The organism is Sphingobacterium bovisgrunnientis (assembly GCF_009829085.1).
GTDB classification, from domain to species: domain Bacteria; phylum Bacteroidota; class Bacteroidia; order Sphingobacteriales; family Sphingobacteriaceae; genus Sphingobacterium; species Sphingobacterium bovisgrunnientis.
On record NZ_WUQY01000014.1, the window covers coordinates 58,742 to 78,690 of the forward strand.

Genomic DNA, 19,949 nt, shown 5'->3' on the forward strand with positions numbered 1-19,949 from the left:
AATTATTAGTTAGCAGGCTGCCACCACATTAAAGAATTAGGCGTATTTCCTCCCATACGAGCGGAAGCCTCATCGTAATTATCTTTATTCAATGCCTGCGTGATTAATGGATAAGTCATTCTTACTGGCATTTTTCTTCCTTCAAGGCCAGGACCTTGGATTAGATCCAAAGCTCTTGTTCTACGGTATTCATACCACTGTTGGAAGTCCGTGAAAAATAAAGAATAGTACTTTTGCAAATGAATTTTCTTCAATTTGCTCTCATTTGTATCTGTTGGGAAAAAGCCAACTCGTTCATTGCTTAGATAAGTTGCTGGAAGTTCTACACCCCATATTTGCATTGCTGAGTTTACACCATTTTGATAGTGTTGCCATGCATCGCCGCTGTATGTTATTCCTTTAAGCGCACATTCTGCTAGAATAAATTGCAATTCAGCATAATTTAAGATGTTTCCTAATCGAGAGCTCGTCATCAATGAAGGATGAAAAGTAGACAGACGCTCAGGTACTTGTCCGCGAGGATAACCTGATTGCATACCCAAATAAGATCCCAATGTAGGTTGCGTAGCCCACAAACTAAGACGTGGATCTGCCATCGCAATTAGATTCTCGATAAAGAAGTGCGAATATCCTTTATTTCCATTAAAATCGATTTCGCGAGAATTCATATATGGATTTATATAAGGCTCTTGCGTGGTGAAATATAGAATAGCTGAATCATCATGGCTGCTCATAATTGGATATTGAGAAGATTTAGTTTCTACAATTTCTCTAATTTTAAGCACAGCATTCAATTCAGGTTTGTGTGATACGCGAAGTAACAATCGCAAGTATAATGAGTTGCCGAATTTGCGCCATTTCGCTGTATTACCAGCAAATAGGGGATCCATATTTTGATGAGATTCTGGTAATTCATCTTCACTCAACAATTGGTTCGCTTGCTCTAATTTCAAAAATAGATCACGATAAATATCGATTTGTTTGTCGTAGACAGGTGTTCTATTTAGTTCTTTGTATCCAAGATTACTTTCGAAGTAAGGAACATCACCGTACATATCTGTAAGCATTGAACTAACCCATACATCTAATATTCTGGATACACCTTGATATGCTTTGTAACCCGACTGTTGTCCAACGCCAGCGCTAGTATATATATCACGTATGTTTGTCAATTCCACATACCAGTTTCTCCACATATGCTCGGTCTCTGTAGCACGAACCTCATAGCGGTGAAACTCTAAGTTGTTATTTGTTGTGACCGTCACTTGCATAAGCTCATTATTGATGCGCATATTACGATCAAGATTCGCAGCTAAAGTCTTGTAAAGTGTAGGGCCTATTAATGCTTGCGGAGAAACTTTAGCACTTTCGTTAGGATTGGTATTTATATCCACAAAATCTCCAGTACAACTCCATGTGGTTACACATAAAGTTGCTAATGCTATAATTAAGTTAAATTTAAATTTCATAACAGTACTATTAGAAAGAAAGTGATAAGTTAAGACCAAAATTACGTGTTGATGGGAATTGGGCGATCTCTCCACCTTTTTCCACTCCGCTCGAATTTAGAGAGCCAAATTCTGGATCAAATGCTGGCCAATTACTAAATACTAAAAGATCTCTTCCGTAAATACCAACTGTTACTTTGTTGGCTTTTAATTTACTTAGCATATCTTTTGGTAATGTATAATCCAAGCGTGCTTCCCTTAACTTTACAAAATCCGTAGAAAATGTGTTTGATTCGATATTATCTCTGTTAAAATGTCTGCGGTAATAATCTCCAGCTGCCACTACAGTCGTGTTTGGAGTATACACACCATTTCCATTATCTACCACACCATTACCGATAATTCCATTGTATCTGCCGGGGATACTTTTCTTCAATTTACCTTCTTCCATTAATACAGCGTGTGTAAGAGAGTAGCCTACACCACCAAATTGACCATCAAATAGGATATTGAATCGTAAATTTTTGTAACCTAAACTTGTTCCTATACCGAACTTTTGACGAGGATTTGGATTACCAATAAATATGACATCATCTGTGTAATCTGGAAGTCCAGAACTATAGATAATTTGTCCAGCTTCATTGCGTTTGTATCCTAGTCCATACATATCACCAAATCGACCGCCAAGTCTAGCTTCTACTGTTCCTCTACTGCCATAAATTGTAGACAATACCAAAGGTTTTTCTTCATCCATCACAGGAAGCTCTTCAATCTTAGTGTCGAAAGCAGTATAGTTACCAAACATTGACCAACTGAAGCCATCAGGTTTCTTAATAATATCACCGTTCAATTCAATCTCAATACCTTGATTGCTCACTTTACCACCGTTGATGATTTGGTTTCTATAACCTGATGAAGGATCAATAGGTGTTTCTATGATTTGATTGATGTTAAAGCCTTTATATACCGTTACATCTATTTTTGCTCGGTTTCTAAACATTCTGAATTCTGACCCCAATTCATAAGAGATTTTATTTTCAAAAGTCAAATTCTCATCAGGAATGGATGTAGGATTGAATGCACCGCCAGGGAAGTTTGTTGCACGAGGGTATGTGTAGCTGTTCAAATAAGGACGCTTACCGCCACCACCTACACCTGCAGCACTTGCTCTAAATTTCCAGAAGCTGATTTCTTCAGGCAATTCGAAGATATCGGATAACACCAAACTGGCATTGACAGAAGGGTAGAAGAAAGGCTTTACATTTCCTTTTTTAGGAGAAGCCAACGTACTTGCCCAGTCTACACGTAATGTAGCGTCCAAAAATAAGACATCTTTATAACTACCATTCGCCATACCATACAAACTGTTCACAGCATATTTTGATAAGTATGGATCATAAGTGACAAGTGTTGCTGAGTTCGAAAAGTTATACTCATTGGGTACACTTAACAATCTCGTCCAACCATCTTCTCGATCGTACACATTCACCAACATCGCTCCACCCAAATTACCACCAAATTTGAAATCATCGTGACGCTGATTATTATAGGTCAAAAGGAAATCTGTGTTTACCTCTTGGTTGTACACTCCTTGTTCACGATAATAGCCAAAAGCGTATTTGTAAGTGTCGAATGGTCTTGATTGGGTACGTTGATCATAAGAAAAATCAAGTCCTCCACGCAACATGATACTTAGTTCAGGTGTAAATTTGTAATCTGCTTGAAGATTACCTATCACTTGATGTTTATTTTGTGAGTTTATCATGTCGTACGACATGGTTCTCGGGTTATCCAATAGATTGGAGAAGGGCGTTGTTTGTGTGATACCGTATTCATTAGGTCTCCAGTTATCCTCAAACCACCTAGAGTCCCAGTTCGGGACTACTCCACGGATAAAGTACATGTAACTTTGGTTATTATAACCAGAATTTGGTAAGTTATCTGAACCACGATGATTGTAATTAATCTTCGTCGAGAAAGATAATTTTTCCGTTAATTGATTTGTCAAATTACCCGCGATAGAATTTCTATTGTATCCCATATTAGGAATAATCCACGAGTTGTAAACGTTTGTATAAGCAAATCTCGCTGAAGTTTTATCTGTGGAACCAGAAATACTTACACTGTTTGTTGCCGTTAAATCTGTAGTGAAGAAATCCTTTCTGTTGTTAGGGTATGCTTTCCATAAGGTACGGTTTGGAGCTACTTCCCTGTAATACGCGGGGTCGTATTGATAGAACATTTGTCCATCAAATTTTGGTCCCCACGCAGATGATGTACTCAAGGTTGACGATCCATCTTCAGATTGGCCATAGGAGTAATACAAATCTTGACCGATGTCTCCTTGACCATACTCATATTGATAGTCAGGCCATTTATTTATTGTACCAAATGTAGTGTTTGAATTCACTGAAACACCAAAGCCACCACCTTTTTTTCCTTGTTTGGTAGTAATGATAAGTGCACCATTCGCACCGCGGTAACCATATAACGCTGATGCTGCTGGACCTTTTAGGACAGTGATCGACTCAATATCATCAGGATTAATATCCGACAAGGAAGAACCAAAATCTACAGGAGAATCATCCGATAAATAATTAGACTGGCCTGTTGTGGTCATTCTTTTGCCGGCTTCCATCACAACACCATCTATTACGATTAATGCACTATTGTCACCCGAAAATGATGTTTCACCTCTTAAAACAATTTCATTTGAACCAAGCGGACCTCCGTTTGATTTGGTCACATTTAAACCTGCAACTTTACCTACAAGTGCATCCGACCAATTGTTTGAAATTGCATCTGTAAGTTGTTCACCTGAAACGGTACTTACGGCGTAGCCTAAGGCTTTTTGCTCACGTTTAATCCCCAATGCAGTTACTACGACTTCATCAATATCTTGAGAAGATTCGTTTAATCTTATCGTAACAGTGCTGCTGGCTTGTGTATACTTTTGTACAAACGGTTCATATCCAATTAAATGGAATCGTACTTCCGCACCTGCTGGAATATCCAATGCAAACGAACCGTCCACTTTTGTAGATGTTGCTGCCTTGCCATTCACTTGGATTGATACATTGGATAAAGGTTGATTGTCATTTGCATCTATTACCTTTCCTGTCACTTTAATGGTTTGTTGTACCATAAAGGCATTTTCTGCATTGAATGCTGAAGCATGAATGGTTCCAACAAATGGACTAGAAAGAAGTGCAAGCCAAATAAGTTTGGTCTGAAATGGTTTGTCCCCATTTCTCCATTTAATTTTATTTAACATAGGTGTGTGATTTTTCGTTGCTAAATTGCAGAGCTAATATTAAGTCAATGTTAACTCAATATTAAACTCATAATAATCATATGTTTTTAGTAGGTTTTTGTGGTTTTATTTCACTTTTTATTTTTAATAAATTAAAATATACAATACTGACGCTATAGCAGATCCGATGAATGGACCTAGAACTGGAACCCAAGCATATTCTAAATTAAAAGTTGCTTTATTCTTAATAGGTAGAAGAGCATGAATAATACGGGGACCTAGATCTCTTGCAGGATTGATCGCATAGCCAGTAGTTCCGCCTAACGAAAGTCCAATTGCCCATACTAAAAATGCAACAGGAAGTGCCCCAATTGATCCTAAACCAATAGGAGTAGTGGTATCTAGTGTAGCATCCTGAAAATGTAGAATGGTAAAAATAAGTACAAAAGAACCTACGATTTCACTCAATAAATTTCTCGGAAGATTTTTGATCGCAGGTGCTGTGCAGAAAACAGCTTGTTTTGCGCCGGCATCTTCAGTGACATCAAAATGATCTTTATACACTGACCAAACAACAAAAGCGCCCAACATCGCTCCAGCCAGTTGTGCTGCCATATAACTCAATGCCGTAGCAAAACTAAATTCGCCCATCAATAATACAGAAAGGGTAACTGCACAATTGAGGTGTGCACCACTATAAGGTCCAGCGATAGTCACACCAACAAATACAGCGACTGCCCAGGCTGTAGTAATTACAATCCAACCCGAATTGTTACCTTTTGTTTGATTTAAAACGACATTGGCCACAACTCCTCCCCCCAAGAGGATCATCACTGCAGTACCAATGAATTCAGCTAAAATAGGTTCCATAATTTTAGAGTTTTAATAATAAGGTCTTAATCGTTATAATTTGCCCAGAATTTCGCTGTTTCAGTAGCTCTTTTCCATTCTTTCAGTAACGTTTCATTTTTAGCTGAATTTTCTGTGTATTCAAAAACTTTGTCTTCTTTCCACAGCGACTTTAATTCATCTAAATCTTTCCAAAATCCTACGGCTAAACCAGCTAAAAATGCGGCGCCCATTGCTGTTGTTTCGGTAACTGCCGGACGAATTACTTTTGTCTGTACAATATCTGCTTGAAATTGCATTAAAAAATTATTGTTTGTCGCACCGCCGTCTACACGAAGCTCTTGAATCTTGTTTTGGGAATCATTTTCCATAGCTTTTAAGATATCATGAGTTTGATAAGCTATACTTTCTAGCGAGGCACGAGCTATATGAGCATCTTTTGAACCACGTGATAATCCTACGATAGTTCCACGCGCATTAGCATTCCAATGAGGAGCCCCTAAGCCTGAAAATGCGGGAACTAGATATACACCATTGGTATCAGGAACACTTGTTGCTAATGCTTCTACGTCGGATGATTTTTTGATAATACCTAATTCATCACGAAGCCATTGTACTACTGCGCCTCCGATGAAAATACTTCCTTCCAAGGCATATTTTACATCGTCCCCAATCTTCCAACCCACAGTAGTAACCAGTTTATTTTTTGAAATTACTGGTTTATTTCCAATATTCATTAGAAGGAAACAACCTGTGCCGTACGTGTTTTTCACCATGCCTTCTTCTGTACACAATTGACCAAAAAGAGCAGCTTGTTGGTCACCAGCAATACCTGCAATCGGAATATTCACATTGCCAATTTCCAAAGAGGTATGCCCGTATAGTTCAGAACTACTTGCGACTTGTGGCAACATAGATTTTGGAATTTCAAATATGTCCAAAAGCTCTTGATCCCATTGTAATGTATCTATATTTAGAAGTAAAGTGCGTGATGCATTCGATACATCCGTGACGTGTTTTTCACCATTTGTCAGATTATAAACTAACCAAGTATCAATTGTTCCAAATGCCAAATCGCCATTTTCAGCCATTGTTCGAGCTCCATCTACGTTTTCAAGTATCCAATTAATCTTGGAAGCTGAGAAGTAAGAGTCGATTAATAAGCCCGTTTTTTCTTGAATTATTGTGTCCAAGCCTTTTTTAGCAATGGATTTACAATATTCGGCTGTGCGTCTGTCTTGCCATACTATGGCATTACAAATTGGTTTTCCAGTTTTGCGATGCCAGACAACCGTTGTTTCTCGCTGATTAGTAATGCCAATACCTTTTATAGAGTCCAGCTTTACATTCGCTTTGGCAATAACTTCGGTCATGACAGCAAGCTGCGTAGACCAAATTTCTTGCGCATCATGCTCCACCCAACCCGATTTTGGATAAATTTGTTTAAACTCTTTTTGTGCTACTTCCACAATCTCCCCATTGTGGTTGAATAAGATAGCTCTTGAGCTCGTTGTACCCTGATCCAAGGAAAGAATAAATTCCTTTTTCATATCAAATTTAGTTTATAGAGTTACAATTTTATTTATAGTGTATAGCTTTTCACTAGTGCACTATACATTTCTAGCTGTGACTTAATCCAATTTTCATCCTTATGCAGCTCAGCAGCCATCAATGCAGCTACGCGTGGAGCAGCTTGTAATGATGCTTTTGCATCCAATAAAAGAAAACGTATTCTTCGTGCTAAAAAATCTTCAATATTATAGATCATCTCATTTCTGCTAGCCCAGACTACTTCCGCTTCGATGAAATCAAAATTTGGATGAAGCTTATTTCCTAATGAGGAATCAGTTTTTACTAATTTTTGAATCTCATCTGTATCAGAACCATAAACTTGCCAGTGGCCATCGCGTCTTTCTGTTGAATAACCGTGAATCCGTAGAGTAGTAGTAGCACATGCCTTTGGTTGCAAACCGCCCACAGAGATAGCCATATCTACAGTTTCTTCAGCCATTTTACGGTATGTAGTCCATTTTCCGCCAGTAATCGTTACAAGACCTGAAGTGCTTTTGATTAATTTATGATCACGTGAAATTTCTTTCGTACTGTTGCTATCTTTATCTGTAGGTGCAGCCAATGGTCTTAAGCCAGCGAAAACACTCAAGACATCGTTGCGTGTTGGCGCATTGTCCAAATAGGCATTAGCGGTATTTAATATAAACTCAATTTCTTCTTCCAATGGACGAGGTTCGATCTGATGCTCATTTAATGGTGTGTCTGTCGTTCCTAAAAGAACTTTTCCGTGCCAAGGCACACCGAATAATACACGACCATCGCTTGTTTCTGGTATCATCAATGCATCGACATTTCCTAAGAATTTTTTGTCAATAACGATATGCGCACCTTGACTCGGTCTCACTAAGTTTTTGTGTGTAGCAACATCAAGCTTCAAAATGTCATCAACGAAAATACCTGTAGCATTGATTACAGATTTGGATTTGATGCTGTATTTTTTATTTGATTCTCTTTCAATAAATTCGATACCTGTCACTTTTCCCTGAGCATCTTTGGTAATAGCAGATGCTTCGGCATAATTTAATACAACTGCACCATTTTCATGAGCAGTTTGGCCAAGATTAAGCGCTAGGCGCGCATCATCAAATTGACCATCATAATATTGAATACCACCGATAAGATTTTTCTGTTTTACTTTTGGTAATTTTTCGATAACCTCTGACTTGCTCAATAATGTGGATTTTCCAATACGAAGTTTTCCGGCCATCCAATCGTATAATTTTAATCCTATCAAAAACTTCATTTTGCCAAAGAAATTGTAGGAAGGAATTACGAAGCTTTGAACAAAAGAAACATGAGGTGCATTTTTAAAAATTAATCCTCTCTCTTTTAGTGCAGACATAACCAACTTCACGTCGCCATTCGCTAAGTAGCGAACACCGCCATGTACTAATTTTGTGCTTTTGCTGGAAGTACCTTTTGCAAAATCGTACTTTTCAATAAGTAAAGTTTTATAACCTCTGGATGCGGCATCGACTGCTATACCAAGGCCTGTAGCACCACCACCGATTATAGTAATGTCCCATTCTTGAGTGCTCTCAATGCTTCTTATAGCTTCGTTTCTGGTGAATTTCATTTTGAATAGATATAAAAATGTTTTGGTTATCGCGTAAAATTACTAAAAAACGTAAATAAACGAAAGAAAAGGAAAAATATTTTTTCTTTTGCTTTCGTTTTAAAATTAATTGATAATTTAGATTATTATGAACAACGTCGAACGTCATCAGCACATTATCAAGGAAGTAAATAAAAAGGGGCACGTTTCCGTGGTAGAACTATGCGAAACCTTAAGTGTGTCATCCGTAACAATACGAAAGGATTTGCAATTCTTGGAAGATTCAGGTCTGGTGTATCGTACGCACGGAGGCGTAACAAAACAAAACCCCTATCAGACCGATAGGTCTGTCATTGAAAAAGAAAAAATTCACGAAAATGAAAAACGTAGTATTGCAAAAGCTGCTGCGAATTTCATTACGCCCAATGATTCTATAATCATTGGCTCGGGTACGACTACGCAATTTTTTGCACGAGAAATAGTTCCACACGGTCATTTAACAGTGGTCACATCTGCATTAAACGTTACTTTCGAATTAATAAAACATACCAATGTGGAGGTTATCCAATTGGGAGGGACGGTCAGACATACCTCTTCCTCTGTGACTGGACAATATGCGATGCATACGCTGGAACAGTTTTTTTGTTCCAAATTATTTTTGGGAGTTGATGGTATTGACTTGGAATATGGGATTTCGACGACAAGTGCGCAAGAAGCTTTATTGAATCAAAAAATGATAGCCGTGGCGCAACAAGTAATTGTGCTAGCTGATTCAAGCAAATTTAGCCGAAAAAGCTTTGGTAAAATTGCCGATTTTTCTAATATCGATGTGATAATTAGCAATGATATTCCGCCATCTTTTCAAGAACTATTTGACTCTCTGGGAATACAAACAATTGTTGCTAAATAATATATAGGGTAAACAAATGCAAAAACTTATTGTTATACTTATCGTATGACAATAAGTGCATTATACCGAAATATTCTTCCGTTTGTTAAACCATACAAACACCTTATTTTTCTAGCTTTAGGATTGACAGTGGTCGGCTCTTTCGCTGCTCAGATCAATGCCTTTGTATTAAAATTTACTGTAGACAAAATCAGTGATCTTCTCGTTTCACAAACCCCATTGCGCGAGGGGATGCATATTATAGGTATCATTTCGATCATTCTTCTAGGGAAGGAAATAATCTATTCATTGGTGCAATTTGGTCAAAAATTCTATGGCGAAAAATTGAAAATCATGATAGCGCGTGATATTTCACAAACTATAGTTGAAAAAATATTGACCTATAGAATGGCATTTTACACAGCAGAAAATAATGAGTCTGGAAAATTGCAAACACGGATTGACGCTGGAATTAGTTCTCTAACACGTTTGGTTCAGAATTTCTTTATAGATATTCTGCCGTTATTTACAACGGCAGTTGTGGCATTGGTTTTTATGTTTCTTGCAAACTTCTACGTAGGATTGATCGGGTTGATTACAGTGCCTATTTATTTCTATATTTCACAATTGCAAGCTTCAAAACTTTCGGGATTTCGAAGAAATATGCGTTTCTACAGAGAAAATAAGAGCAATCAAATCATAAATCTTATCGATTCTATTACGGTTATTAAGTCATTTGTACGTGAAGGTGAAGAGGCGGAGCGTCACCAAAAGATTCAGTATGACATGACCGAAAATCAAATGTCTACGCGTAAAACAAGTTATATTTTCGACAGTTTCAAAAGCTTTATTGAGCAGATAGGTATTGTTTTAGTTATCATTCTTACGGCATATTTTGTTCTTAATGAGCAAATGACTTTAGGTGCTATTATGTTTCATATTATGTTGTTTAATAATGTTTCTGCGCCAATTCGTCAATTGCATCGTATCTACGATGAGGTAAATGATGCGTTAATTTATTCCGAAAGCTTTTTTCATATTTTAAAAGCAGATGATCAAAAAGAATTATCAGGAAACTATCGTCCAACAAAAATTGTCGGAGCTATCGAAATGCGAAATGTGAATTTTGACTATCCAAATGGAACTTCAGCATTACATAATGTGTCGATGCGTATAGAACCAAATCAAATAACTGCTTTGGTAGGTCTTAGCGGTGCAGGAAAAAGTACAGTTATAAATGTGTTGGACAAATTTTATTACCCTTCCTCTGGTGCTATTTTCTTGGATGGAGTAGATTTAAGAGAATACGATACGAAGTTTTTGAGAGACAATATTGGATTGGTCTTACAAAAGAATCATATTTTTAAAGGATCTATAGCAGATAATATCCGTTATGGAAAGATTTCAGCGTCACTTGAAGAAGTTGTTGAAGCAGCGAAAAAAGCATATATACACGAGCAGATTTTAGAATTGCCAAAAGGCTATGATTCTGAAGCGCATTTATTGTCTGGAGGTCAGCAACAGCGAATTGCAATAGCGCGAATGTTTCTAAAAAATCCCCCAATAATATTTTTGGACGAACCAACAGCGAATTTGGATGCAATCGCAACCGAACAAATAAAAAATAGTTTGGATGCGATCAAAGTCGGTAGAACTGTGGTTATAGTTTCACATTCTATATCTCAAATTATAGATGCTTCGCACATTATTGTCATGGAAAAGGGTAGGGTGGTTGAAGATGGCACACACGAAGATTTGTATGATCAAAAAGGGACTTACCATCGCATATTTTCGGCTATGGCCAATAGTTTGAATATTGATAAGATAACCAAAAGTATGCAGGATAATTAATTAGGATTCGGATTTCAAGTCTTTTATGAAGATCTTACTCCACATTCGTTTACCAAATCGAATAAAGTAATACAATAAAAATACGGTGAATAGTAGTGCTAATAGGGGTAGAAATATAGCTAAAACACTCATTACTGTTGCACCTGTATTTTCAACAGTGGACACTACAGAATTGCCTAATCCACCTGTTGTCGATGTCGATGCCACTCTTAATGCCGATAGTGCGGAACTAATGGTGGCGGCTGTACCTCCTCCAGCTATTATCCCTAACCCCCATTTTAGTATGTCGTTGGATTCAGTAAATTGGGATGAAAATAATAGCGTGCCAGCGATAGCGGAGAGTGGTATCGCTATAGAATCTAATAAATTGTCAATAAAAGGAATATAGTAAGCTAATACTTCGAAGACCATTGCACTACCGAGTAAAATCAATGCTGGTAACGATGCTAACCAATTCCAATTTTCTTGTAGCGGAATCCATTGGAAATACGAAGCTAAACTGACGAAGAATAGCGGCAGGAAGACGCGAAAGCCTGTAGCCGCAGCTAAACCTATACCGATAAATAGGCTAAGTATATACGGACCTAATTCTTCCATAGTCTTAGATTTATACCTAAATGTAAGATTACTAATTGTATTAAACAAAAAAGAGTGAAGACATTTAGCTTCACTCTTACTGATTATTTTTTATGTATTATTTATCTAAAATTTAGCGCCTAAAGTCAAAACAGCATTTGTGCGTTGATGTTTTAAATCAGCAATAGGTTCGTAACTACCTCTGTCGTACCAAAAGTCACTTAATACATAAGGTGCAACACTGTATGTGTTAACTTGATGTACTAACGCAACATCCATGTATAAGCTACTGGTTAATTTCACACCTAGACCAATACTTCCACTCACATTTGACTCTTCAGCATATTTATAAGGATTGCCAAAGTAATTGAACCCTGCTCGTCCACTCAGAATATTATTAATTAGGTATTCGCCACCTATACGTACATTTGCTGCTCCTTTTAACACATCTTTGATATCATTATTAATGCCATTAAAAGAATTAAATCTCGAAGGATTTGAATATCTCGCTGTATTGTAAGTCAAATATTCCATCTCTGCACTAATCATTCCTCTACTGAAAAACTTTGTAGCACCAAGAGCAAATTTCCAAGGCGTAGTAATGTTATAGTCTTGATCGCTAGAATAAAGATCTGATTCATACTTGTGAAATGAGTCGTTTGAATTCAAATCAGGGAAAAAGTTAACATCGGTGAAAGCATTAGTTGTCTCCGAAATGGACAGCCAAGTTGGGGTAGTGATTGTGAAACCAATATTCCAATCTGTAGTTGGTTTATAAATCAATCCCAATTTAAAATCTACTCCTGATCCTTCATTGATTTGCGAGTAATCATCTAAAAGTTGGTAACTTTTATCCCCAAATTTAATATAGTCTGGATGCGTAGGGTCTGCAAAATCGGAGTTAGGGTTATCTTTGGCTACATCTACGGCTAATTTTGTTAGTCCATTTTCTTCAAAAATTTTACTTTTTTCATATTTAAAGAACGAAAGACCCAAAGTAGCACCTATATAAAATTTGTTATTATAATTTCCTCCAAAAGCAATAGCAGAATTACTATGTGAACCTTTTGTCAACACATCATTTAATTGATCTTTGTCATAACCTTCTTCTGCTAAGGGAAAATATCGACCTGACGGCGATGCAAAATTTTCTACCAATTTTGATCTATAAAAGTCATCTCTGAAACCATTATCATCATGCATCAAATCTGCTAAATTATTGACGTAAGAAGTTTCATTATTTATACCGCTATAAACTAATGAATTATTAAAATTTTGCTTTTTATTATAGCTTAGCCCCATATTAAAATTCTGCCAGCCAGAATAACCAGCAATTTGATTACGATTGGGGAAATTAAAAACAATACCCGCTTGTGTCACGCCGAAATTTCCTTTATTACTTTTTGAATCCGTGCCAAGGAAATTTGTTTTGTTCGAGTTTTGCAAATAATCAAACGTAATAGATATATCTGATTGACTAAAAAAGCCGAGTCCTGCTGGGTTTCCATTGATAGCTGTAACGTCACCACCTAGAGAAGTTTGTACATTCCCCATACCCTTTATACGCGCCGAGGCTGGATTGTCATCTTTAGAAAATGTTACCACATCGTCTACTGATTGTGCTTGTGCATATCCCCAAAAGGCACTTGAAACAAAAACAGAAAGTATAATCTTTTTAATATTCATAAATATATAGTCATAACTTTATAGAAATGCCAGTCTTTTTAGACTGGCAAATATGTTTAAATAGCTATTATCTTCTTGACGAACGCGAACTTGAGCCTGATGAGCTTGAGCTTGAACCTGAGCTTCTTGATGATGAGCCTGAACTACTTCCCATCGATGAAGAAGAACCTCTTGATGAAGAACTGCCAACAGACGAAGATGACGTTGAGCTTCTGCTGCTACTAGAAGAAGAGCTTGGAGGAGTATATGATGATCCTCTGCTACTACCATTCGATGAAGAGCTAGAGCTAGGTCTTACGCTTCTGTCAGTTGTTGTTGATCTTGTGCTAGGCTGTGTTGTGCTAGGGCGTACAGATCTCTCTGGAGAAGTAGTTGTTCTGCCTTGTGATCTTGAAGATGTACCTCTTTCAGTAGTATTAGTCCCACGATTGATAATGCTTCTGTTTTCGTTAGCATTAGTCGATCTATCAGATACACTACGTGATGAAGTTCCTCTTTGTACAGTACCTCTATTATTTGTATTATTAGTTCTATCGGATACGCTTCGTGAAGAAGTACCACGAGTTGTACCCTCATTATTTCTTGAAGAAACTCTGGAACCTGTAACAATTCTACCACTATTATCTCTACTTACACTTCGCGATACGGAATTATTTGTTCTGCGGTCTGTCGATCTGCTGCTCGAGCGAGAGTCGTATAGTCCACGATTAGTAGAACGTACAGATGCATATGTAGAACGTGAAGTGTATCCATTACCTATACCTCCTCCATAACCATAGCCGTAGTATGGGTGTCCCCATGCGTTATAGTAGGAGTTATGCCCCCAATACGAACCATATCCAAAAGGATGTCCCCAACCGTAGCCGTATGAGTAATATGGATTACCCCAACCCCAATTATAACCAAAGTGAGAATACGGATGACCCCAGCCAAAACCCATTGACCAGCGAGAACCCCAACCCCAATTAGACCATCCTAATCCAAAGCCTCCATAACCTAAATTATACCCGTACCATGGATCAAAGAAAGGATCATAATAAGAAAATCCAGGAGATGAATAATAGAATCTATTAATACGATTTGCATATTCTAAATCACTATAATCATCCTCGTAATATTCTTCATCAGAGTATTCGTCTGCATAATAATCGTTATTTTGCTGTGCATATTGTTCGTCCGTATAATAATAATCCGGACTTTGATACGGCTGATCAACATTCGCTTGGCGATTGTTGTACATGTCGTCCTTGTAAGCTATTTGCTTACTTGTCGAACAAGAACTAATAGCCACAGCTATCGTTAATGCCAAACTACCAAATACTAATCTATTCGTTTTCATAATATCTTTCTCGCTAGTTGTTGTAGATAATCAACGTCTTTTTATTATCTTAGACGCGAATTTTAGCAAAGGTTTAATACCCTTAATCAAAAATATAAATAAATTTTTACAGCACGAGAATATATACTTTTTTAACATATATTTTCTGATATAAGTCATAGTATAAGCAAATGAGTAAAGGAATAACAAGTCGTAGTGAAGATTATTCACAATGGTATAATGATCTGGTTATCAAGGCGGATTTGGCAGAGTATTCTGCAGTGAGAGGTTGTATGGTGATCAAACCTTATGGTTATGCTATTTGGGAGCGTATGCAAGCTATTTTGGATAAGCGTTTCAAAGAAACAGGACATAGTAATGCGTATTTTCCTTTGTTTATTCCCAAGTCATTTTTCTCCAAAGAAGCTTCTCATGTCGAAGGTTTTGCCACTGAATGTGCAGTGGTAACACACTACCGCCTTAAAAATGATGGTAATGGAAATATCATTGTTGACGAAGATGCAAAATTAGAAGAAGAACTTATCGTTCGCCCGACTTCCGAGACAATCATTTGGAATACATACAGAGGATGGATAGAATCATATAGAGATTTACCTATTTTGGTCAACCAATGGGCGAATGTGGTGCGTTGGGAAATGCGTACTCGTTTATTTTTACGTACGGCGGAATTTTTATGGCAAGAAGGACATACAGCGCATGCTACTTCGGAAGAAGCAGTCGCTGAAGCACAACAAATGTTGGATGTGTATTCGGAGTTTGCAGAGAAAACATTAGCTGTTCCAGTTATTCGAGGTCGTAAAACAGAATCAGAACGCTTTGCGGGTGCTCTTGACACTTATACTATCGAGGCATTGATGCAGGATGGTAAAGCATTGCAAACTGGTACGTCACATTTCTTAGGTCAAAACTTCGCGAAAGCATTTGATGTGAAATTTACATCAAAAGAAGGTAAGCAAGAGTACGTATGGGCAACTTCATGGGGTGTATCTACACGATTGATGGGTGCATTGATTATGGCGCACTCAGACGATCAAGGTTTAGTTTTACCTCCAAAATTAGCTCCGATACAAGTTGTAATCGTTCCAATTTTCAAAACTGAAGAAGAAAAAGCGAATATCGATGCTTTCGTACATAAATTGAATGCAGAATTAAAAGGACAAGATATCTCAGTGAAATATGACGATCGTGATACACAGCGTCCAGGCTTCAAATTTGCGGAGTGGGAATTGAAAGGTGTGCCTTTGCGCGTTGCAATTGGTTCACGTGATATGCAAAACGGTACGGTGGAGTTAGCACGTCGTGATACACAAACAAAAGAAACTGTTTCTCAAGAAGGCTTGGGTAGCCATATCGTAGCATTATTGGATGAAATCCAAGAGAATATTTTCCAAAAAGCATTGAATTTCCGTGATTCACATATTACAGAAGTAAATTCTTACGAAGAGTTTAAAGATGTATTGGAAAATAAAGGTGGTTTCGTTTCTTGTCACTGGGATGGTACGCCAGAAACAGAGAAACGTGTGAAAGAAGAAACAAAAGCAACTTCACGTTGTATTCCATTGGATTTTCAAGAAGAAGATGGCGTATGTATTTTCACTGGAAAACCGTCCAAAGGAAGAGTGTTATTTGCAAAAGCATATTAATTTTTATTAAGTAAAAATTAGAATATAAAAATTCAAAATTTTACTAGGCGAGAGAGCAAAGATTAATTTCTTTGCTCTTTTTGTTTAAATTAGCTAGATGAGAATATTGATTTTGGGCTGTGGTTGGGTAGGAGAAGAGGTAGCGAAATATTATACAGAAAAAGGTTGGGAAGTATATGTTACTTGTACATCTTCGGAAAAGAAAGAATATCTTACTGCATTAGGTTTAGATGTTGCGGTAGTGAATTTTGATGATGAAGTTTCTATTTCTGAATTCCCAACTACCTATGATTATATATTAGACAGTGTTCCTGCTAGTTCTAAGAATTCAGTCGAAGAAATATCTTATCGTTTTGAACATGTTCGACAATACCTCGCTAACCTAAAATTTCGAAAGCAAATATATTTGAGTTCAATAGGAATTTATCCTGATAGGGATGGGGTTTTCAATGAAGATTGTAAAGAAGATTTGAATGATCGCTTATTAGTCGCAGAGCAAAAGGTAGAGTTGACAAATTCACATATTTATCGCCTAGGTGGGTTATTTGGTAAAAATAGAATCTTTGCGAAGTATTTTGCGAACCGTAACTGTGCGACAGGCGATCAACCCGCGAATTTTATTCATGTTGATGATGTAGTGGCGTTAATCACAAAGGGATTTGAATCAGATTTGCATCATCCAATTTATAACCTCGTGGCTCCAGAACATCCGACAAAGAAAGAAGTTATTTTAGCATCCGCTAAAAAATATGGATTTCAGTTGCCTTCAGCTTTTGAACCAGAAAATTCTTTTCAAAAAATAGTTGATGGTAGTCTTATTATTAAGGAATTAAAATATAGTTTTAAGCATCAATCACCGTTAAATTTTTAACTTAATAATATGGCAAAAGAATATCATATCGTTTGTGGAGAAAATTCATCAAATAATTTAATGATTAGCGATGTTATTGATTTTTCAAATGAGAATATTAAATTAATTACTTTATTAGATACATTAGTATTAGGTCCATTGTATGATTTAAAGACATTAAGAGGAATTAATGAACGTATTAATTGGTTTGAAGAATTTTTTCAAGAAACTGATTTTTATTTTCACAGGGAAATAAATGGCAAAGATATCGCTGTAAAATTAAGAGAGATAACTTCAGGAGATTCTATCTTTATCTGGTTAGGTGATGACGGTAATGAATACATATGGAAAGCAGCTATATTAAATTTTTTGAAGGATATAAGTATTACTATTTACACAGTCGATTGGCAAAATATTCCTTTTAATAGCCATAATGGATATAATGCAAAATTGTTTTCATTGTATGTCTGTACATCGGAGAACATACAGCTTGCAAAACAATATTTTAGATTAATAACTAATAATGAAAAGCTATTTTTTGAAAAAAGTTGGGAGAAGTTTTTAAGAAACAACTCCAATTTGAGAATTTTAAATAATCAAAACCAGATAGAAGAATCAGATATCACATATTTTGATGATATATTAATAGCACACTGTACTCCTGATTTTCAGTTTTCCTTCAAAGTAATTGGATTAACCATTGGTAATATGTATAATGGATATAATTCAAATGGAATAGGAGATTATTTTTTAATAGAACGATTGAAGCAACTATGCTATGAAGGTCTGTTGCAAATGCGAAATCAAGATCATGGTCAGCGAAATGGACATATATTTGAAGTGGCTTTAGCAAAATAAAATGTCAGATTTTAATCTTAAAGAGTTTTTAGATAACAAGGTTGTTGAGTACAATCAACCTAATTTTATAGCAAATGATCCGATTTGTATTCCGCATCTATTTAGTAAGAAGCAGGATATAGAGATTATGGGCTTTATCGCATCGATATTAGCTTGGGGACAACGAAAAACCATTATTAATAAGTGTAAAGAGCTGATCGAGCGAATGGGCGGAAGTCCATATGATTTTATTATGAATCACAAGGAGGAAGATTTGAGATCTTTGTTGGGCTTTAAACATCGTACATTCAATGATACGGATCTGCTTTATTTTGTAGAATTCTTTCGTTATCACTACAGTCGTTTTTATTCCTTGGAAGATGCTTTCTTAATAGGGCAGGAGAATGTGAAACCGACTGAAATTTCGATAGAAAAATCCTTGAATGAATTCAAACTCTATTTCTTTTCTTTACCTGATTTTCCTTTACGAACAAAAAAACATGTGAGTTCTCCTGCTCAAAAGTCTACTTGTAAGCGATTAAATATGTTTTTGCGCTGGATGGTTCGCATAGATAATAAGGGTGTTGATTTCGGAATATGGAGTAGAATTGCACCATCACAATTGGTTTGTCCTTGTGATGTACATGTGGAGCGTGTGGCACGTAAATTTCATTTAATTTTGTCCGAAAAACTGCAATGGAAAGCAGCACTAGAATTAACAGAGAATTTATTACTTTTAGATAAATCCGATCCTGTTAAATACGATTTTGCTTTATTTGGGTTAGGTGTTGAAAAAGAAATGTAATTGAAATTATGCTGAAATCACCTTTGTATTTTGTGTTAAGTCTTCTACTAATTGTTGTGAATAATTTGCTGTTTAGCATGCACGAAAGCACAATTATGCATTGCTTCCAAGTAATAGGGGGTATTTTGTTATGTTTTCATTTTACATGGAGTATGCTCAATATTACGTCTAGCTATTTTCCTAAAAAATATGAAATACCTTTATTTATAACGTTTATCGTTGTTGCACGATCCACAGAATCTATTATTCGGAAATCCTTAATTCACTATTTTCCTGAATTTTATCAAGAATACAAACTGTATATTTTTGCTTTATCAATTTTCGTATTTCTAACTGTTGTATATTTTCTGCAAAAATCAATTAAGAAAATACAAGCTTCAAATTAAAGCAGTTTAAACATTTCGCGATGCGGTCCTGCTGTGGGTATATCAAATTCCTCAGACATAAATTCAAAACCAAGGCTTTCGTAGAAAGGAAATGCATCGACACGGGCATTAAACCACAAATAATCAACATGCAGTTGGGTTTTGATATGCGCGATGGCTTTATGCAACAGTTGTGCTGCGTAACCTTTTCGTCGATGATCAGGGTGTGTAGCCATACCTCTCAGACGATATGTGTCCTTAGGTAATTTACCGTGGTTATCTTTTTTACACGTCAAAATACAGACTAGCTGATTCTCTTCGGTAAAGAAGCCTAAATGGAATGTTGAAGGGTCATTGTCCCCATCAAAATAAGATTCTTTGATAGGCAGTCCATTTCTAAGCACGGATGAGCGTAGTGGAATAGTATCTTC

The 19,949-nt window shown here is 36.6% G+C and carries 15 protein-coding genes; 6 read left to right on the forward strand and 9 right to left on the reverse strand.

Annotated features, from left to right (window positions below):
- Window positions 1-5: 5 nt before the first annotated feature.
- The 5 genes from GOQ16_RS08710 to GOQ16_RS08730 all read right to left on the reverse strand — a co-directional run bounded on the left by GOQ16_RS08710 (window position 6) and on the right by GOQ16_RS08730 (window position 8,698).
- Complete coding sequence (locus tag GOQ16_RS08710; RefSeq protein ID WP_160068925.1) at window positions 6-1,469, reverse strand: SusD/RagB family nutrient-binding outer membrane lipoprotein; 1,464 nt, start codon at window positions 1,467-1,469, stop codon at window positions 6-8.
- A gap of 10 nt (window positions 1,470-1,479) precedes the next feature.
- Window positions 1,480-4,722, reverse strand: a complete 3,243-nt coding sequence (locus GOQ16_RS08715; RefSeq protein ID WP_160068926.1) for a SusC/RagA family TonB-linked outer membrane protein — start codon at window positions 4,720-4,722, stop codon at window positions 1,480-1,482.
- A 123-nt stretch (window positions 4,723-4,845) separates the two neighbouring features.
- Entirely contained in the window at window positions 4,846-5,571 is a 726-nt protein-coding gene (locus GOQ16_RS08720) for an MIP/aquaporin family protein (protein WP_160068927.1), read from the reverse strand.
- A 26-nt stretch (window positions 5,572-5,597) separates the two neighbouring features.
- Window positions 5,598-7,100: a glycerol kinase GlpK gene (gene glpK / locus GOQ16_RS08725; protein WP_160068928.1), complete on the reverse strand. Its 1,503-nt coding sequence runs from the start codon at window positions 7,098-7,100 to the stop codon at window positions 5,598-5,600.
- A gap of 32 nt (window positions 7,101-7,132) precedes the next feature.
- Entirely contained in the window at window positions 7,133-8,698 is a 1,566-nt protein-coding gene (locus GOQ16_RS08730) for a glycerol-3-phosphate dehydrogenase/oxidase (RefSeq protein WP_160068929.1), read from the reverse strand.
- A 127-nt stretch (window positions 8,699-8,825) separates the two neighbouring features.
- Here GOQ16_RS08730 and GOQ16_RS08735 point away from each other — a divergent pair, with 127 nt between their 5' ends.
- On the forward strand, window positions 8,826-9,587 hold the full coding sequence (locus GOQ16_RS08735; protein ID WP_160068930.1) for a DeoR/GlpR family DNA-binding transcription regulator: 762 nt from the start codon (window positions 8,826-8,828) through the stop codon (window positions 9,585-9,587).
- A gap of 45 nt (window positions 9,588-9,632) precedes the next feature.
- The gene (locus tag GOQ16_RS08740; protein ID WP_160068931.1) at window positions 9,633-11,417 is read left to right on the forward strand and encodes an ABC transporter ATP-binding protein; all 1,785 of its coding nucleotides are present in this window, start codon (window positions 9,633-9,635) and stop codon (window positions 11,415-11,417) included.
- On the opposite strand, the gene GOQ16_RS08745 is transcribed toward GOQ16_RS08740, so the two are convergent.
- The 3 genes from GOQ16_RS08745 to GOQ16_RS08755 all read right to left on the reverse strand — a co-directional run bounded on the left by GOQ16_RS08745 (window position 11,418) and on the right by GOQ16_RS08755 (window position 15,018).
- The gene (locus GOQ16_RS08745; RefSeq protein ID WP_160068932.1) at window positions 11,418-12,014 is read right to left on the reverse strand and encodes a DUF4126 domain-containing protein; all 597 of its coding nucleotides are present in this window, start codon (window positions 12,012-12,014) and stop codon (window positions 11,418-11,420) included.
- A 105-nt stretch (window positions 12,015-12,119) separates the two neighbouring features.
- The gene (locus GOQ16_RS08750) at window positions 12,120-13,679 is read right to left on the reverse strand and encodes a hypothetical protein (RefSeq protein WP_160068933.1); all 1,560 of its coding nucleotides are present in this window, start codon (window positions 13,677-13,679) and stop codon (window positions 12,120-12,122) included.
- Window positions 13,680-13,746: 67 nt separating this feature from the next.
- Entirely contained in the window at window positions 13,747-15,018 is a 1,272-nt protein-coding gene (locus tag GOQ16_RS08755) for a hypothetical protein (protein ID WP_160068934.1), read from the reverse strand.
- Between the two features lie 170 nt (window positions 15,019-15,188).
- On the opposite strand from GOQ16_RS08755, the gene proS reads away from it, so the two are divergent.
- The 4 genes from proS (at window position 15,189) to GOQ16_RS08775 (ending at window position 19,153) form a co-directional block, all read left to right on the forward strand.
- Window positions 15,189-16,661, forward strand: coding sequence for a proline--tRNA ligase (gene proS / locus GOQ16_RS08760; protein ID WP_160068935.1), 1,473 nt, complete (start codon window positions 15,189-15,191; stop codon window positions 16,659-16,661).
- Window positions 16,662-16,758: 97 nt separating this feature from the next.
- Window positions 16,759-17,532: a Rossmann-fold NAD(P)-binding domain-containing protein gene (locus GOQ16_RS08765; RefSeq protein WP_160068936.1), complete on the forward strand. Its 774-nt coding sequence runs from the start codon at window positions 16,759-16,761 to the stop codon at window positions 17,530-17,532.
- Window positions 17,533-17,541: 9 nt separating this feature from the next.
- The gene (locus GOQ16_RS08770) at window positions 17,542-18,369 is read left to right on the forward strand and encodes a DUF3658 domain-containing protein (protein WP_160068937.1); all 828 of its coding nucleotides are present in this window, start codon (window positions 17,542-17,544) and stop codon (window positions 18,367-18,369) included.
- Window position 18,370: 1 nt separating this feature from the next.
- On the forward strand, window positions 18,371-19,153 hold the full coding sequence (locus GOQ16_RS08775; protein ID WP_160068938.1) for a TIGR02757 family protein: 783 nt from the start codon (window positions 18,371-18,373) through the stop codon (window positions 19,151-19,153).
- Window positions 19,154-19,535: 382 nt separating this feature from the next.
- Here GOQ16_RS08775 and GOQ16_RS08780 read toward each other — a convergent pair whose 3' ends face one another.
- Complete coding sequence (locus GOQ16_RS08780) at window positions 19,536-19,922, reverse strand: GNAT family N-acetyltransferase (protein WP_160068939.1); 387 nt, start codon at window positions 19,920-19,922, stop codon at window positions 19,536-19,538.
- Between the last annotated feature and the right edge of the window lie 27 nt (window positions 19,923-19,949).

Coding starts and splice junctions, on each gene's coding strand:
- glpK (WP_160068928.1), bottom strand. CDS start 7,100: ATGAAAAAGGAATTTATTCTTTCCTTGGATCAGGGTACAACGAGCTCA.
- GOQ16_RS08750 (WP_160068933.1), bottom strand. CDS start 13,679: ATGAATATTAAAAAGATTATACTTTCTGTTTTTGTTTCAAGTGCCTTT.
- GOQ16_RS08770 (WP_160068937.1), top strand. CDS start 17,542: ATGGCAAAAGAATATCATATCGTTTGTGGAGAAAATTCATCAAATAAT.
- GOQ16_RS08720 (WP_160068927.1), bottom strand. CDS start 5,571: ATGGAACCTATTTTAGCTGAATTCATTGGTACTGCAGTGATGATCCTC.
- GOQ16_RS08765 (WP_160068936.1), top strand. CDS start 16,759: ATGAGAATATTGATTTTGGGCTGTGGTTGGGTAGGAGAAGAGGTAGCG.
- GOQ16_RS08745 (WP_160068932.1), bottom strand. CDS start 12,014: ATGGAAGAATTAGGTCCGTATATACTTAGCCTATTTATCGGTATAGGT.
- GOQ16_RS08730 (WP_160068929.1), bottom strand. CDS start 8,698: ATGAAATTCACCAGAAACGAAGCTATAAGAAGCATTGAGAGCACTCAA.
- GOQ16_RS08735 (WP_160068930.1), top strand. CDS start 8,826: ATGAACAACGTCGAACGTCATCAGCACATTATCAAGGAAGTAAATAAA.
- GOQ16_RS08775 (WP_160068938.1), top strand. CDS start 18,371: ATGTCAGATTTTAATCTTAAAGAGTTTTTAGATAACAAGGTTGTTGAG.
- proS (WP_160068935.1), top strand. CDS start 15,189: ATGAGTAAAGGAATAACAAGTCGTAGTGAAGATTATTCACAATGGTAT.
- GOQ16_RS08710 (WP_160068925.1), bottom strand. CDS start 1,469: ATGAAATTTAAATTTAACTTAATTATAGCATTAGCAACTTTATGTGTA.
- GOQ16_RS08715 (WP_160068926.1), bottom strand. CDS start 4,722: ATGTTAAATAAAATTAAATGGAGAAATGGGGACAAACCATTTCAGACC.
- GOQ16_RS08740 (WP_160068931.1), top strand. CDS start 9,633: ATGACAATAAGTGCATTATACCGAAATATTCTTCCGTTTGTTAAACCA.
- GOQ16_RS08755 (WP_160068934.1), bottom strand. CDS start 15,018: ATGAAAACGAATAGATTAGTATTTGGTAGTTTGGCATTAACGATAGCT.